We start from the raw sequence: 16,267 nt of genomic DNA on the forward strand, positions 1-16,267 counted from the left end.
GACTTATGACTAATAATAAAACATATAGCAACCTACGCGCCACGCTGGCTATTGCCCGGGCAAGTTTACGTTCCATATTGCGCAGCCCATCGGCTGTGGTATTTACCTTAGCCTTCCCGCTGATATTTATTGTGGTGTTTGCCAACATTGGCGGCAGTGGTGTAAGCGTTGATGTAGGCGTATCTAAAACCTGCGATACTACTAACGAGATCTACCAGGCGCTGAAAAAGAACCCGCTGATCAACCTTATCAAAACACAAACTGCCGATGAGATGAATAAAAACCTGGCAAAAGGCAGCCTTGACGCGGTGATAGATATTAAACCCCATGTGCAAATGACCCCGTTCAGCATCGATGTGAAGTATAGCAAAGCATCGGGCAAGGGGCCAATTCTGCAATCGGCTTTAAACAATATTTTTTACAGGGTGCAGTCGGCAGTGTTGAGTAAAATCCAAAGTTATTCTAACGTTCAGTTACCTAAAATAGTGGATTTAAAAGAAACTACTGTAAGCGGGCGCGAGTATAAATACATCGATTTTATTTTGCCGGGGCAATTAGGCTTCTCGCTGTTAAGCTCGGGGGTGTTTGGTACGGCTTTCGTGTTTCTTAGTTTGCGCCAAACGCTGGTAATTAAACGCTTTTTTGCTACCCCGGTTAAGCGCTACAGCATTGTATTGGGCGAAATGATAGCACGTATTGTATTTGCCCTGGCTGGCGCTTTAATTATTATTTTGATAGGGCATTCGCTGTTTGGCTTTACGCTGATACATGGGGTTGTAACCGTGCTTAATATGCTGTTATTATCGTTTATTGGCCTGATTATTTTTATGGGTTTTGGCTTCACTGTTTCAGGCATTGCTAAAAACGAAAGTACAGTACCGCCCTTATCAAATATTATTACGCTGCCGCAGTTCCTGTTATCAGGCACGTTTTTTAGCACCTCGGCTTTCCCAAAATGGCTGAGACCATTAAGCGAAGCATTACCGCTTACCCATCTTAACAACGCCATGCGTAAGGTGGCTTTTGAAGGCGCGGGACTTGGTGATGTTACCCATCAATTACTAATATTGCTTATTTGGGGCATCGTGATATATGCAGTAGCGATTAAGACTTTTAAATGGGAGTAATGTAAAGGTGCAGATGTGCAGATGTGCGGATATGCAGATGTACAAATGAGGAAATTAATGAATTATCAATTAAATTGGTGAAATCCTCGTTACCTCAATATTAAATAATATATTACTTTTGGCGTTGTTAACAATAACTTAACAATGCCAAAATCTTTTTACGTTTTTTTCATATTTCTCATTGCCGGCATTTCAGCATCGGCACAAAGCAAAGTTGGTACCTGGGGTATATTTACAGCAATAATGCCGGGCGATAGTGCACACCGCTGGGGTGGCTACAGCGAATTACAATTACGTGAGAACAGCACCTTTAACCAATTCAATTATTACGAAATTAAAGCAGGAATTAGTTACGACCTGGATAAAGCATTTACCGCGTTAATAGGCGGGGGCCGGTATACTACCTACGATTACCAAAATCTTGGGGCTGGCCCTAATACTATTGAAGCCAGGTTTTGGGAACAAATGATTGTTAACCAATACCTGTACCGTATAAAATTAGAACACCGTTACCGGATTGAGCAGCGCTGGCTGAACGGTATTTATCGTAACCGCTTCCGTTACAGGTTGAATGTTTTTGTACCGCTTAACTCTACCAAAATTGAGGCTAAAACCTGGTTTGTATCGGTATTTGAGGAGATTTTTCTGAATAACAAGGAACCAAACTTCGAACGTAACCGTATATCGGCCGCATTGGGCTACCAGTTTGATAAGAAATGGATTTTGCAGGCCGGCTGGATAAACCAGTATAACTATGTACCTAATCTTAGTAACGATAAAGACAATGTTTTGCTAATGCTGATGTACCGAATTAACAGAAAGAACAGCGCCAAACGCGAACATATGCCAAGTACGGGAGATTAATCTTCAATCGGTGTAATCAATTCATTATCTGTGAAATCGCAAAAAATGATTGCGATTTCCTGATTTTGGTGGTATATTAGCCGCGTTTCTTATTGTACTTTATACACTACTAACAATACACCATAAAAATGAGCTTAATTATTGATGTCCACGCCCGCCAGATATTGGATTCGCGCGGTAACCCTACTATAGAGGTTGAAGTTTTAACCGAAAATGGCGCGCTTGGCCGTGCTGCCGTTCCATCTGGCGCCTCAACCGGCGTACACGAGGCTGTTGAACTGCGTGACAACGACAAAACAAAATATATGGGCAAAGGCGTGCTGAAAGCCGTTGCCAACGTAAATGATGTTATCGCACCTGCATTAAAGGGTTTCGATGTGTTTGAACAAAACGCTATCGATAAGTTAATGATTGAACTGGATGGCACACCAAATAAAGGTAAACTAGGCGCTAACGCTATTTTAGGTGTATCGCTGGCCGCTGCTAAAGCTGCTGCCCAGGAAAGCCGCCAGCCTTTATATCGTTATGTTGGTGGTGTAAACGCCAATACGCTGCCTATCCCGATGATGAATATTGTGAACGGTGGATCACACTCGGATGCGCCTATCGCCTTCCAGGAGTTTATGATCATGCCGGTTGGCGCTTCCTCATTCTCTGAAGCATTGCGTTGGGGTACCGAAGTATTCCATAACCTGAAAAAGATATTGCACGATCGTGGCCTTTCAACCGCGGTGGGTGATGAAGGCGGTTTTGCACCAACCTTTGAAGGTACCGAAGATGGCGTAGAAACTATTTTAAAAGCTATTGAAAAAGCAGGCTACAAACCTGGAGTTGACATCTGCCTGGCGTTTGATTGTGCCGCTTCTGAGTTTTACAAAGACGGGAAATACGACTACACTAAATTTGAAGGCGCTAAAGGTGCTATCCGCACCAGTGCTGAACAAGCCGAATACCTTGCCCAGCTGACTGAAAAATATCCTGTGATCTCTATCGAAGATGGCATGGCCGAGGATGATTGGGATGGCTGGAAATTATTAACCGACCGTATTGGCAGTAAAGTACAATTAGTAGGCGACGACCTGTTCGTAACCAACGTGCTGCGCCTGCAAAAAGGGATAGATCAGGATACGGCTAACTCTATCCTGGTAAAAGTGAACCAGATCGGTTCGTTAACTGAAACTATCGACGCGGTTAGCCTGGCACAAACTAATGGTTATACCTCAGTTATGAGTCACCGCAGTGGTGAAACCGAAGATGCTACCATTGCCGATTTAGCCGTGGCCCTTAACTGCGGTCAGATAAAAACCGGTTCGGCTTCACGTTCGGACAGGATCGCTAAATACAACCAGTTATTGCGTATTGAAGAGGAACTTGGCGTTAACGCCAAGTTTATTGGTAAAGCTTTTAAATACTATAGAAACCGCTAAGCGGAAATTGCGAATTACATAAATTTTAGAAGCCCCTCAGTTATTGAGGGGCTTTTTTTATTCCCTCATTTACCAGTAACGAAATATTATCTCAGTTAATTAGCAAACGGTATCTTCAGATATATGATTTTTTGTAATTTCAAACATCAATAGTCGCAATATTAAATGAAACGTTTTTTTATATTACTTATAGGCCTTGTTACAAGCACAGTAGCGTGGTCGCAAATCCTTAAAACTGAAACGGATGCAGCAACGGGAAAGGAAATCAGATCGGCAGTCACGTTATTGGGTAACGGCATGGGGCACGAGTTAAATTTTTTTTCGAAGGGAAATGAAAGGCTTATTGAATTTGTAGAGGGAAGAGCATTAGAAAGCTGGCCGATGAAAATTTTAAAAACAATGTCCATCAACATTAAACTTAAAAACGACAGTGTGTATCATTTCCCTGTTGATACAACGAAGTATACCGCTATTGATAATCACGGAGCTATCCGCTCATCTATAGTCGCTGTGGTGAATGATGATCAACTAACACCGTTGCTAAATAACCAGGTGAGGGCAATAAGCCTGGGCTTTGGGGATGGAAAAGATCTTAATATTCCCGCTATTTCAGATAATAATCGCAGAGAAATAAAACGGGCTGTGGCTTACATATTGGGCAACAAAAGGTAAAGTTGTATAGCTATATTTGGCCTAAATTTTCGAAATGAACCATCATGTTTCAAACCTGCTTACCCTTGCTATCAATTACTTTAAGCCTCTTTTCTTCAAAACAAGATATTATATATCCATATGCTGTATCGTAAAGGATGAGAATGAATATCTTAAAGAATGGCTTTCTTATCATCTGAAAGTTGGGGTGCAGCATTTTTTTATTTATGACAATGGCAGTGTAATTCCAATTCAACTAACGATAGCGCAACTTGGATTATCAGACCAGGTTACAGTAATAAGTTTCCCGGGCACATCTAAACAAGTTGAAGCTTACCGGCACTGTCTGCGCAATTTCGGCTCACTTTCGCAATGGATAGCGTTTATAGACGTTGATGAGTTTATCGTTCCAAAATCAAAACCAAATGATTTAGCCCAGTTCTTAAGGAAGTTTGAACCGTATGGGGGGCTGGGAATAAATTGGCTGCTATTCGGATCGGGGGGGCACCAGGCAAAAAGTAAAGAGCCGCAATTGAAAAAGTTTACATTAAGGGCCAAAAATGATTTTAGTGTAAACCGGCATATTAAAAGCATTGTTCAGCCCAAATACGTGCGTATTGTCCGGGATCCGCATAGCTTCAAATACATAACAGGGAAATACTGTGTAAATGAAAAGTTCGTACGTATTGATGGCCCTTTTGCGGATGTCAGCGTGGAAGCGATCCAGATCAACCACTACTTTTGCCGGTCGTTAGAGGAGTATGTGGAAAAAATAAAACGGGGACGGGCCGATGATGCGAACATTCAAAGATCGTTAGAGCAATTCCATGGCTCCGATAAATATGCTAATGATATTGAGGATAAAACGATATTGGCTATAATTGATTAACACTAAATTAAAAACCGTATCTTTGCACTAATAATACCCGTTAGCTTACGGTTTTGATCATTTCCGCAGACGAGAGACTCTTCAGACCCGCTTATGCAATCGCGTTAGCAATAATATTTAGAAACAATACATGTCATTTCAAGATTTAAATTTAATTGAGCCTATCCTCAAGGCCTTAAACACCGAGGGATATACTACCCCAACACCTATACAAGCTAAGTCGATTCCCATCATACTTAAAAAGCGCGACCTGTTAGGCTGCGCGCAAACAGGCACAGGTAAAACTGCCGCGTTCGCTATCCCAATTTTGCAGCTACTGTACCAGGATAAACAACAGCATAAGGAACAAAAAACCATTAAAACGCTGATACTTACCCCAACACGCGAGCTGGCCATCCAGATAGATGAAAGCTTTGCGGCTTACGGTAAACATTGCGGGTTAAAGCATATGGTCATCTTCGGCGGCGTATCGCAAAACCCGCAAACCGATGCATTAAAGCGCGGAATAGATATTTTGGTAGCAACCCCGGGACGTTTACTTGACCTGATGAACCAGGGCTTTATCCGCCTGGACCATCTGAAAATTTTGGTGCTGGATGAAGCCGACCGTATGCTGGATATGGGTTTTGTGCACGATGTAAAAAAGATTATTGCTAAAGTGCCTAAACAAAGGCAAACGCTGTTTTTCTCGGCCACCATGCCGTCAGAGATACAGCAACTGGCCGATACTATTTTATATAAACCTGAAAAGGTAGAGGTAGCCCCGGTGTCTTCTACTGCCGATACTATTCAGCAAACAGTATTTTTTGTTGGCAAGGAAGATAAAAGGGGATTACTGCACCATGTGCTGAAAGATAAAAACATTGCTACAGTGCTAGTTTTTACGCGTACTAAACATGGCGCCGATAAAGTAGTAAAAGATTTAAGCCGAGCCGGCATTACGGCCGAGGCTATACATGGCAATAAATCGCAAAATGCCAGGCAGCGTGCTTTAACCAATTTTAAAAACCGTACTACCCGTGTTTTGGTAGCCACCGATATTGCCGCCCGCGGTATCGATATTGACGATTTAACCCACGTAATTAATTACGAGATACCCAACATCCCCGAAACTTATGTGCACCGTATAGGCCGTACTGGCAGGGCTGGGGCCAGCGGTATAGCATTCTCTTTTTGCGATGAGGAAGAAAAGGAATTTTTAAAGGATATTCATAAACTAATAGCTAAAACTATCCCTGTTGAAGAAGAGCATCCGTTCCCTATGAAACAATTGACAACACAGGAACGCATAGCCAAAGAGTTGAAAGGCAACCAGCATCTTAACAGCAGGCAGGGGCCGCGTAATCCATCAGCACAGCGCAACCCTAATGCTGCAAAGCCGGGCGGCAACCGCAACTGGCGCCGCAGCAGGTAGCGAAAGATAACACACATTGAACTAAACGCCAAAAGCCCCGAATTACCGGGGCTTTTGGCGTTTAGGGTGTTTTATAGCTATGTTAAGTATTTATTATCAGTTTGTTAAGTGCCTTTACGCTATGTTTAAATTAGGGATATTTAAGGCAGATTAATTTATAGAAGTTAATTTGTTGATAAATATCGGATACAAAAAACATAACCTGATCATTAATTTACTGAACAACTATGAAAATTTTATACGCCATACAAGGGACCGGTAATGGTCATTTAAGCCGCTCGATGGACATAGTGCCTTTACTGAAAGAATACGGCGATGTTGATGTATTGGTTAGCGGTATGCAGGGCGACCTTTCTGTGCCTTTCCCGGTTAAATATAAATTAAATGGACTGGGGTTTATATTCGGTAAAACAGGCGGGGTTGATCTATGGAAAAGTTTGTACAAGGCTAAACTGCGTTTATTTATTAAAGAGATAAACAAGCTGCCGGTTGAAGATTATGATTTGGTAATTAATGATTTTGAACCGGTATCTGCCTGGGCCTGCCATCTTAAAAATAGGTTTTGTATCGGGTTAAGTCACCAGGCTGCAGTGATAGCAAAAAACGCCCCCAAACCACCGGATGTGGATTTAATGGGGAATTTTATTCTCAATCATTACGCCCCAACCAACGTACAATACGGTTTTCACTTTGCCCAGTTTGATAAAAATATTTTTACACCGGTTATCCGCAAACAGGTGCGCGAGCAGGAAATAACCAATGCCGGCCACTATACAGTTTACCTGCCCGCTTATGATGATAAGCGGTTAGTGAAGCGTTTGTCGGAAATTAAACATGTTACCTGGGATGTGTTCTCTAAGCACAATAAAAAGGTTTCCAGGCATAAAAACGTGCATATACAACCCATTAATAACCAAAAATTTATTAAAAGTATGGCCAGTTCGGCTGGGGTATTATGCGGTGCGGGCTTTGAAACACCTGCGGAGGCTTTGTTTATGGGGAAAAAATTAATAGTTATCCCTATGAAAAACCAGTACGAGCAACACCTGAATGCTGCTGCACTGAAAGTAATGGGGGTACCACAGATGAAGAGCCTGAAAGAAAAACATCACCACATATTAGTAAACTGGCTCGAAAATGGTAAGCCTGTTGATGTACATTATCCCGATAAAACAAAAGAGATCATTAAAATGGTCGTTGACAAACATGTTGATCAATAAACGTGTTAAGCAATAACAACAAGGGTACTGTATTATTTAGGCTGTTAAATTTAGAATTTATAAGCTTTGTTATATACTTTTACAGTAGTTGTAAGCATTAACAAGGTTAATCATCTTTTTAAGCCTGAATAAAAGTTTAATATTTTAAATTAATTAAAGCAGATAGAATAGTACATTTTTGCTATTTTAACATGCTTTAAATAAAATTTGAATAATTAAGGCACAACGGTTAATTGTTTATTAATTTCAGATGAAAAAAGTTTTACTGATTGTTGATGATGACTTAAGTATACTAAAATTGCTTAATTTTATATTATCTAAGGATTACGACATTGTGGTGAAAACCAACGGTTTTGATGCACTTGATTGGCTGGAACAGGGTAATATGCCCGAACTAATTATATCTGACCTGGCAATGCCTACTTTTGATGGGCAGGCTTTTGTTAAAAATGTTAAAATAAGCGGTTTTTATAAGGATATCCCCGTTGTGCTGCTTTCGGCGGCGCACGATCTGGACGATCAGGTTACAACTATGCCATTTAAAGTTGACGCTTACCTGCATAAGCCATTTAATCCAACTATATTAAAATCCGAGATCAGTAAAATTCTGCAAGAGCATGACATACATAACAACTGATTGGAACGAAAGTGCGGGGTTAAGGGTTAAACTGGCTTACGCCGGAACCGAACTTAGGGATTTGATATTTGCCGAATTGCCAGCACATTACCAGATATTTGCCAGTCCGGATATTCCCCAGTTAGATGAATACCTGGCAGAGCAATCTATTTTAAGCATGCCCGATATTATTGTGGCCGAGGTTGATGAAGCAGGCGAAACTTTGAAGTTTGTTGAAAGGATAAAGAAAAACAACCTGTTTAAGCAAATGCTTATTGTGCTTGTTTCAAAAGAACAAAATTTAGAAGTGCGCCAGCAAGCTATAAAGCTTAAGGTAAACGATTTGTATGCCATGCCTATTAACCTGGCACACCTGCGCGAACGCCTTAACTTCCTGGTGAACTTTAAGCTGATAAAGCCAACCTTATCCGAACTTTCCAAAAAAGTTGATACAACCTATACACTGCCACCTGGCAAGCGCTTTATGGACATCTTCTTTTCGGGAATGGCGCTATTGCTTTTATCGCCCATTTTTATTTTTGTAGCTATTGCTATTAAGCTAGGTTCAAAAGGGCCAATTATTTATAAAAGCAAGCGTGTAGGCACCGGCTATAAGGTATTCGATTTTTACAAGTTCCGGTCGATGCGCAGTGATGCCGACCAGTTGCTGGCCAAACTTTCGGTAGAGAATAACCAGTATGCTGCCGAAACAACCGAAGGCAAATCAGCCTCTTTTGTAAAGATCAAAAACGACCCGCGGATTACCCGGCTTGGTGCATTTTTACGTAGTACAAGTATTGACGAGCTGCCGCAATTTTTCAACATCCTGAAAGGGGATATGAGTATTGTAGGTAACAGGCCTTTACCTGTATATGAAGCCGAGATGCTAACATCAAACGAATGGGCCATGCGCTTTTTAGGCCCGGCTGGCTTAACCGGCCTATGGCAGGTAACTAAACGCGGCAAGGATGATATGAGCGAGCGCGAGCGTAAAAAATTGGATAATTTTTATGCGCAAAACTATTCTTTATTACTCGACCTTAAAATTATTTTAAGCACTATACCGGCATTGTTTCAAAAAGAAAAAGTATAACAAATGCACAAAAAAATATTACTGATCATCACCTTTTTATCCGCTCTTTTTATATCAGGCAACCTGTATGCACAAACTGCGCCCCCGGCGGCCCCATATACAGCTACGCCGGACAGTTTTGTACCTGATATTTCTTATCCTTTTTTGCAAAAGTTAATAGACACCGCCAAAAAGTACTACCCAGAGGTGCGTTTAAGGCAAAAACAAGTAAACATTGCCAATACCAGTTATCACCAGGCACAGTTATCCTGGTTTGATATTATTACCCCTTCGTATCTGTACAACCCATCGCAATCAACCAATTTAATAACACCTATTGCTGCTAATAGCTATCAGTTAGCCGTTACAGTTAACTTAGGGTCGTTAATCTCCAAGCCTTTTATTATACATAATGCCAAACAAGCGGTAGATGTAGCGCTTTATCAGCAACAGGAATATATGTTGACTTTAGAGGCTACTGTTAAAAAACTTTACTTTACTTACCTTGGTTTACAGGCCGATTTACGTTTGCGATCTAAAGCAGAACAGGATGCCGGCGTAAATGTTAACCTGATGAAGTATAAGTTTACAAAAGGAGAGGCCATACTGAAGGATTATAACGATGCGATGATGATTCAATACACACAAGTATCCTACCGGATACAAGGTGAACTGGCAGTTTTTAACGCCAAGGTAAACCTGGAGGAGATTGTGGGTAAAAAATTGGAAGATATTAAATAATGGAATTAAAAGATTTTTTTAAGCTTTTAAAAAAATATAGAAATATACTGGTTATTATACCCCTGGTTATAGTAATCATCTCCTATTTCCTGGTGCGCAACCTGGCGGACGAATATGTGTCCAGCGCGAAAATAGCCACCGGGATCGTCGATCAAACCCGCCAATTACCCGGCCTGGCCAGCGCCCTGCAGGAAAGTAAGGTTTTTGCCCAGTTTAGCAACATCATGGAGGTAATGCAGCTTAAAAAGATGATCGATATGGTATCATACCAGCTCATCATTCATGATTTAAGTAGTAATGACCCATTCCACAAGTTGGATAAAAAATTTGCAGAGATGACCCCGGCCGATAAGGCCAAAGCGCTTAAAGTATTCAGATCTAAATTACAGCGGCTGGAACCGCTTTCGTTGTATGACCCTTACGAGGAATGGTTGAACAAGTTGCTGATCTCTATGCATTATGATGAGCGCTCCATCCGTAAAGCGATAAGCGTAAGGCACGACGACTCCAGCGATTTTATCACCGTAGTAGGATCATCAGATAAACCCCAATTATCGGCATTTATGGTAAATACCCTATGCCAGGGCTTTATTTCATACCATACTAATATTGTACAGCAAAATGAAACCCAGGCGGTTGAATACCTGTCAAACCTGCTTACTGAAAAGAAAAGATCGCTGGATTCGGCAACCAATACGCTGCAACAATATAAAATAGCCCATAATGTGCTTGATTTGCAGGAGCAGGCCAAATCTGCCAATGCACAGATAGCTGCTAACGAGGATAAAATTTTACAGGCTCAGAAAGATGTTGCCTCAAACCAGGGTGCTCTGGATAACATCGACAAAAAGTTTGACCCTGCCGACCGCAAATATGTAGACCAAAGCGCTACTAAATTAAACCTGGCAGTGACTACTACTATGGAGCAGATGCACCAAGCCGACGATCGCTATATCCGCAGTAATTTTGACCCTAAATTAAAAGTCAAAGTTGATTCATTACAGGCGCGCGTAACTGAACAGCTAAACCAGGCGACCGACAAATACATCTCTAACCCATTGTTAGCCAAAGAGGATCTGTTAAAACAAAAACTGGCCTTAGAAGTAGCCCGCGACTTAGCCGCTCATAGCATACAAGCTATGAACCGCCAGCAGGAGAATTTGAATAACAGCCTGAAAAGATTAGTACCCCTTAGTGCAACCATTGGCACTTACGAGTTTGCCATTGAGGTTGCCACAAAAGAATACCAGGAAGTATTGAACCGGTACAACCAGGCTAATTTGCAGGAAAAAACAAATCCTAAATTACTGATGGTGGAATATGCTGTACCCGATATTGCGCAGCCATCTAAAAAAATGCTGTTGGTGATTATAAGCGGGGTGGGCAGTTTTATAATTTGCATGGTAGCCATGTTTGTTTTGTTTTATCTGGATGATACGATAAAAACGCCATTGCAATTGGTTAATAAAACAAACCTGCCTGTGCTGGGATACCTTAACCTTATCAGCGGTTCATCTATCGATTTGCGTAAGCTTTGGGATATTGAACACAGGGATAAAATGCAGCAGTTTAAAGACCTGCTAAGGGCTATACGTTTTGAAATAGACCAGGAGATGGATGGCGAAAAAGTATTGGCTATTACCAGTATGAAAGCCGGCGAAGGCAAAACCCTGCTGGCTATTAGCCTGGCCTACTCGTACAGTATGATCAATAAAAAAGTTTTATTGATTGATGGTAACTTTGATAACCCTACCATAAGTAAAACGGTTAACCCGCGTATTTTTTTGGAGGATGTATTTAAAAATGCAGACACAAATAACGAGCAGCTTAGCAATACCAGTGGTGTTTTAGGTAACCATGGTAATGATGTTACCCTGCTGGAAATTAGCGACGAGAAATTTATCCACGAAAAGTTTAACGAGCTGAAGCGCGTTTATGATGTGATTATTATTGAGGCCCCATCGTTGGATACCATGAATAAATCGAAAGAGTGGTTATTGTTTGCAAATAAGTTTATTGCTGTTTACGAGGCGGGGAAAGAGATTGCTAATGGTAAAAAACAGTTAGTTAAATATTTGCAAAACGCAGGCGATAAGTTTGGTGGCTGGGTGCTTAACAAATCCCTGGTAGCGCCTAAAAAAAGGTAAGCATACCTAATTATTTGCAGCATGGGTATTAATATTATATACATCATATGGATTATCGTTCAGGTTGTTTTGGGCTTCAACCTGATTTTTCCCATAGTGCTTTACTTGTTTTACAGTTTAGGTAAAAAAGATACAATTGGTGATAACCCTGCATTGCCCGGTGTTGAGAATGATTATGCCATTATTGTAACCGCTTACGAGCAAACTGATACCATTAAAGCGGTAGTTGAATCCATTCTTACCCTGAAATACAGTAATTATATAGTTTACATTGTTGCCGATAAGTGCGATGTAAGCAATTTAATATTTGAAGATAAGCGCGTGGTAGTATTGCGCCCCGAACAAACACTCTCCAGCAATACACGTTCGCATTTTTACGCCATTAACCGGTTTGTACGCGCGCATACCTATTTAACTATTATAGATAGCGATAACCTGGTACACCCGGATTACCTTATCCAGCTTGATAAATATTTTAACGCCGGATTTAAAGCTGTACAGGGTATCCGCGAAGCGAAAAACCTAGATACTACTTATGCCTGTTTAGATGGCGCCCGCGATATTTATTATCATTTTTATGATGGTAAGGTGCTGTTTGGCATAGGTTCATCGGCAACCCTATCCGGTTCGGGTATGGCGTTTACTACGGCCCTGTATCGCGAAAGCCTGGAGCATTTAGATGTTACCGGAGCAGGTTTTGACAAGGTGCTGCAATCGGCTATTATTGGTAAGAATGAGCGCATAGCCTTTACCGATAAAGCTATTGTGTACGATGAAAAAACATCACAATCAGATCAATTAGTAAACCAGCGCGCCCGGTGGATCAATACCTGGTTTAAGTATTTTAAACTGGGCTTTAAATTAATAGGGGCGGGTATCAAAAACTTCAGCAAAAACCAGTTTGTATTTGGCTTGGTGTTACTAAGGCCGCCATTATTTATCTTCCTTATCTTATCCATGTTTTGCTTATTTATTAATTTTTGGATAAGCATAACTGCCGTTGTTGTTTGGGCGATAAGCTTTTTTCTGTTTGTTGCCGGGTTTCTTTTGGCATTACGCCGTTCGCATACCGATGTGCGCATTTACAAATCACTGCGAAATATTCCTATCTTTATGTTTTACCAGTTGGTTTCGCTATACAACTCCCGCAGGGCCAACAAACGCTCTGTAGCAACCAGGCATTTTCATGAAAAAAGTATTAACGATTTAATGAAAAAAGATGAGGATTGACCCCAAAGGCTATAAAACTAAACAAGCCAAACCCGAAACCGACGTTAACCATAAAAGGACAGCAGCCCTGATCTTTGTATTTATCGGTGTTTTTTATTGGTTTTATAAGGTGGTTTTTTAGGCATGTTTGATCAGCTACCCATAAACAACGAAAAGGAGAAGCTTTCTTTTTTACAAAAACTTCATAAAATTACTATTGTAGAAAAACTGGTAAACCCCGTAGGCTTTATCCTGCTATTGCTGGCTTCGTTGTTTTTTACAATGGTGGTTGTAAAAATGGGTTTTGTAATGGGGGTATTATTTCTGATCGCCGTTGTGGCTATACCGCTGGTTTATGGGATAGTAGCACATCCTAAATTTGGCATTATTGTGTTGCTCACGGGCGCTTATTTTATTATGTTTCTTATCAGGGTCGTCAGTACCACCTTCCCGTTGGGGACGCTTATGGACGCGCTGGAAGGGCTGCTTATACTTGGTTTCTTTATTAAGCAAAAGCAATATAAGGATTACAGTATTTTTAAGGGCCCCATTAGTTATATGATATTAATTTGGGTGGCTTATAATATGTTAGAAGTGGCCAATCCGTCGGCCGAATCGCGGCTGGCCTGGGTTTATACCGTGCGCACGGTAGCCTTTGTAATGTTGATGTATTTTGTATTTATGTACAATATCAACTCTATAAAATACCTGCGGGTGCTTATTATCATGTGGTTGGTATATACAGTAATAGGGGCAACATATGGCATTTGGCAGGAGGTGTTTGGTTACTCAAAAATAGAACAGGCCAGCATGGATGCCGACCCCGACCGGGCCGCCCTGTATTTTATTGACGGGCATTGGCGTAAGTTCTCAATTTTTAACGACCCGGTGGTGTTTGCCTATAACATGGTATTATCTTTCCTGCTTTGTGTGGGTTTAGTTTGGGGGCCAACCCGTCCATGGAAAAAGTTTTTACTGGTAGGCTTAGCCTTAATATGCTTTGTTTCTATGTTATTTTCGGGTACGCGGGGCGCGTTTGCTTTGATCCCCGTGGGGATGATTTTGTTTTGTATCCTAAACTTTAATAAAAAAATAATGGTACTGGGCATTATTGGCGCTGTAGGGTTCATCGTCCTTATTTTTATGCCAACCTCTAATCCCAATATCCATCGTTTTCAAACGGCATTTAAGCCCAGTAACGATGCATCCTATTTATTGCGCCAGCAAAACCAGGCACGCATAAAACCGTTTATACATACACACCCTATGGGCGGCGGGCTGGGCTCGGTAGGCGTTTGGGGGCAAAAGTTTTCACCTAACTCTATGCTGGCGCATTTCCCGCCTGATAGCGGTTATGTACGTGTAGCGGTAGAAATGGGCTGGATAGGTATTATCCTGTTTTGTATATTGATGTATACCATTTTGCGAACGGGAATAATTAATTTTTATAAGATAAAAAATGGCGAGCTTAAGGCCTATTGCCTGGCTATGACCATTATGATATTTGCTATTAACGTGGGGAACTATCCGCAGGAGGCATTGGTGCAATTTCCTACCAATATTTATTTTTATTTGATGGTAGCCATACTTAACAAATGTTTGGATTTAGATAACCAGCTTCAACTTGAAGCAGGGCAAACCACGCCATTAAAACAAGCACTTGTAGCATGATATTAGAGGGTAAATACATTTTCATATTTGCACTCATGCGGTTTGATGGTGAGTACGAATCTACCAACTACACTATTGCCCGGCACCTGGCCAAAAAAAACAAAGTATTTTATATTGATAACCCTTACACCCTAAAGGATTATATCAAACTAAAAAATACCAGGGAGTTTAATACCCGCAAACCATATTTTAAGCTTTCGTCGAACGGGATAATTGATACCGACCTGCCCAACCTTAAAGTGGTAGCCATGCCTATAGTAGCCTCGCTTAACTTTTTGCCCGAGGGCTTTTTGTACCGGATGGCCTTAAAACTAAACCAGCAACTGCTTGTTAAACGGATAAAAAAAGTTATCAGGCAATATAATATCCCCGGCTATATTTTCATCAACTCGTATAATTTCCACTACCCCAACGTTAGCGATTACCTAAAGCCCGCGTTAAAGGTATATCACTGTGTCGATCCGCTTATTTCGCCTTTTGATTTAAAGCATGGCCTGATCTCTGAAAACCATATTGTTAAAACCAGCGATGTAATTATATGCTCGAGCAAACAATTGTACCTGGAAAAGAAACAGCTGAACCCCGAAACTTATTTTGTGCCTAACGCGGCCGATATTGAGCATAGTCAGAAGGCGCTGGACCCGGACCTGAAAGTAGCCGATATAATAGCCGGTATTGTGAAACCCGTAATTGGCTATTTTGGAAATATTGAGCGCCGGATGGATTTTGATATGCTGAAGGTTGTAACAGAACAAAACCCGGATAAGAACTTTGTTTTTGTTGGGCCACAAGGGAAAATATATATTCCCGACTGGTTTTTTAATACATCAAATATTATCCTGACCGGGCGTATGCCTTATGAAGCAATGCCATCTATATTAAAAGGCTTTGATGTAGCGCTTTTACCTTTTAAAAAGGACGAAGTGAGCCGCACCATTTTCCCGTTGAAATTATTTGAATATCTTGGGGCTGGTAAACCTGTAGTTGCCACCGATTTTAATGATGATTTGCGTGATTTCACTGAAGATACAGTAACTTATTGCCGTACTGCTGAAGAGTTTTCGGCAGCGATTAACGCCGCGTTGCAGCAGGGCGAGGCCATGATACCAAAAAGGCTGGCGGTTGCAGCCAATAATACCTGGGCCAGGCGCGGGGATGAATTTTCGGAGATATTATATAACCAACTGGAACGTAAAAACGTAAAACAAATTAACTAATT

General features: G+C 41.2%; 14 protein-coding genes. All 14 read left to right on the plus strand.

Annotated features, from left to right (window positions below; translation table 11 throughout):
* The first annotated feature begins 5 nt into the window (after nucleotides 1-5).
* The 14 genes from IRJ18_RS00815 to IRJ18_RS00880 all read left to right on the plus strand — a co-directional run bounded on the left by IRJ18_RS00815 (nucleotide 6) and on the right by IRJ18_RS00880 (nucleotide 16,265).
* Complete coding sequence (locus tag IRJ18_RS00815) at nucleotides 6-1,127, plus strand: ABC transporter permease (RefSeq protein ID WP_194104304.1); 1,122 nt, start codon at nucleotides 6-8, stop codon at nucleotides 1,125-1,127.
* Nucleotides 1,128-1,271: 144 nt separating this feature from the next.
* On the plus strand, nucleotides 1,272-1,991 hold the full coding sequence (locus tag IRJ18_RS00820; RefSeq protein WP_194104305.1) for a DUF2490 domain-containing protein: 720 nt from the start codon (nucleotides 1,272-1,274) through the stop codon (nucleotides 1,989-1,991).
* Between the two features lie 128 nt (nucleotides 1,992-2,119).
* A complete protein-coding gene (gene eno, locus IRJ18_RS00825) occupies nucleotides 2,120-3,418 on the plus strand; it encodes a phosphopyruvate hydratase (protein WP_194104306.1) in 1,299 nt (432 codons plus the stop codon).
* 165 nt (nucleotides 3,419-3,583) lie between these two features.
* Nucleotides 3,584-4,090 (plus strand): hypothetical protein, encoded by a 507-nt coding sequence (locus IRJ18_RS00830; protein ID WP_194104307.1) that lies wholly within the window; start codon nucleotides 3,584-3,586, stop codon nucleotides 4,088-4,090.
* 34 nt (nucleotides 4,091-4,124) lie between these two features.
* Complete coding sequence (locus IRJ18_RS00835; protein ID WP_194104308.1) at nucleotides 4,125-4,958, plus strand: glycosyltransferase family 92 protein; 834 nt, start codon at nucleotides 4,125-4,127, stop codon at nucleotides 4,956-4,958.
* A gap of 130 nt (nucleotides 4,959-5,088) precedes the next feature.
* Nucleotides 5,089-6,372 (plus strand): DEAD/DEAH box helicase, encoded by a 1,284-nt coding sequence (locus IRJ18_RS00840; protein ID WP_194104309.1) that lies wholly within the window; start codon nucleotides 5,089-5,091, stop codon nucleotides 6,370-6,372.
* A gap of 227 nt (nucleotides 6,373-6,599) precedes the next feature.
* Entirely contained in the window at nucleotides 6,600-7,592 is a 993-nt protein-coding gene (locus IRJ18_RS00845; RefSeq protein ID WP_194104310.1) for a glycosyltransferase family protein, read from the plus strand.
* 250 nt (nucleotides 7,593-7,842) lie between these two features.
* The gene (locus tag IRJ18_RS00850) at nucleotides 7,843-8,229 is read left to right on the plus strand and encodes a response regulator (protein WP_194104311.1); all 387 of its coding nucleotides are present in this window, start codon (nucleotides 7,843-7,845) and stop codon (nucleotides 8,227-8,229) included.
* Nucleotides 8,210-9,301: a sugar transferase gene (locus tag IRJ18_RS00855; protein ID WP_194104312.1), complete on the plus strand. Its 1,092-nt coding sequence runs from the start codon at nucleotides 8,210-8,212 to the stop codon at nucleotides 9,299-9,301. Before IRJ18_RS00850 ends, IRJ18_RS00855 begins: the two co-directional genes overlap by 20 nt.
* 3 nt (nucleotides 9,302-9,304) lie before the next feature.
* Nucleotides 9,305-10,021 carry a TolC family protein gene (locus IRJ18_RS00860; protein WP_194104313.1) on the plus strand — a complete coding sequence of 239 codons (717 nt, stop codon included), beginning with the start codon at nucleotides 9,305-9,307 and terminating at the stop codon, nucleotides 10,019-10,021.
* A complete protein-coding gene (locus IRJ18_RS00865; RefSeq protein ID WP_194104314.1) occupies nucleotides 10,021-12,168 on the plus strand; it encodes an exopolysaccharide transport family protein in 2,148 nt (715 codons plus the stop codon). Before IRJ18_RS00860 ends, IRJ18_RS00865 begins: the two co-directional genes overlap by 1 nt.
* A gap of 21 nt (nucleotides 12,169-12,189) precedes the next feature.
* Nucleotides 12,190-13,398 (plus strand): glycosyltransferase, encoded by a 1,209-nt coding sequence (locus IRJ18_RS00870; RefSeq protein WP_194104315.1) that lies wholly within the window; start codon nucleotides 12,190-12,192, stop codon nucleotides 13,396-13,398.
* Between the two features lie 123 nt (nucleotides 13,399-13,521).
* Nucleotides 13,522-15,048 carry an O-antigen ligase family protein gene (locus IRJ18_RS00875; RefSeq protein ID WP_194104316.1) on the plus strand — a complete coding sequence of 509 codons (1,527 nt, stop codon included), beginning with the start codon at nucleotides 13,522-13,524 and terminating at the stop codon, nucleotides 15,046-15,048.
* Nucleotides 15,045-16,265 carry a glycosyltransferase gene (locus IRJ18_RS00880; RefSeq protein ID WP_194104317.1) on the plus strand — a complete coding sequence of 407 codons (1,221 nt, stop codon included), beginning with the start codon at nucleotides 15,045-15,047 and terminating at the stop codon, nucleotides 16,263-16,265. The genes IRJ18_RS00875 and IRJ18_RS00880 overlap by 4 nt, the downstream gene beginning before the upstream one ends.
* Nucleotides 16,266-16,267 lie beyond the last annotated feature (2 nt).

The organism is Mucilaginibacter boryungensis (genome assembly GCF_015221995.1).
Taxonomy (GTDB): Bacteria; Bacteroidota; Bacteroidia; order Sphingobacteriales; family Sphingobacteriaceae; genus Mucilaginibacter; species Mucilaginibacter boryungensis.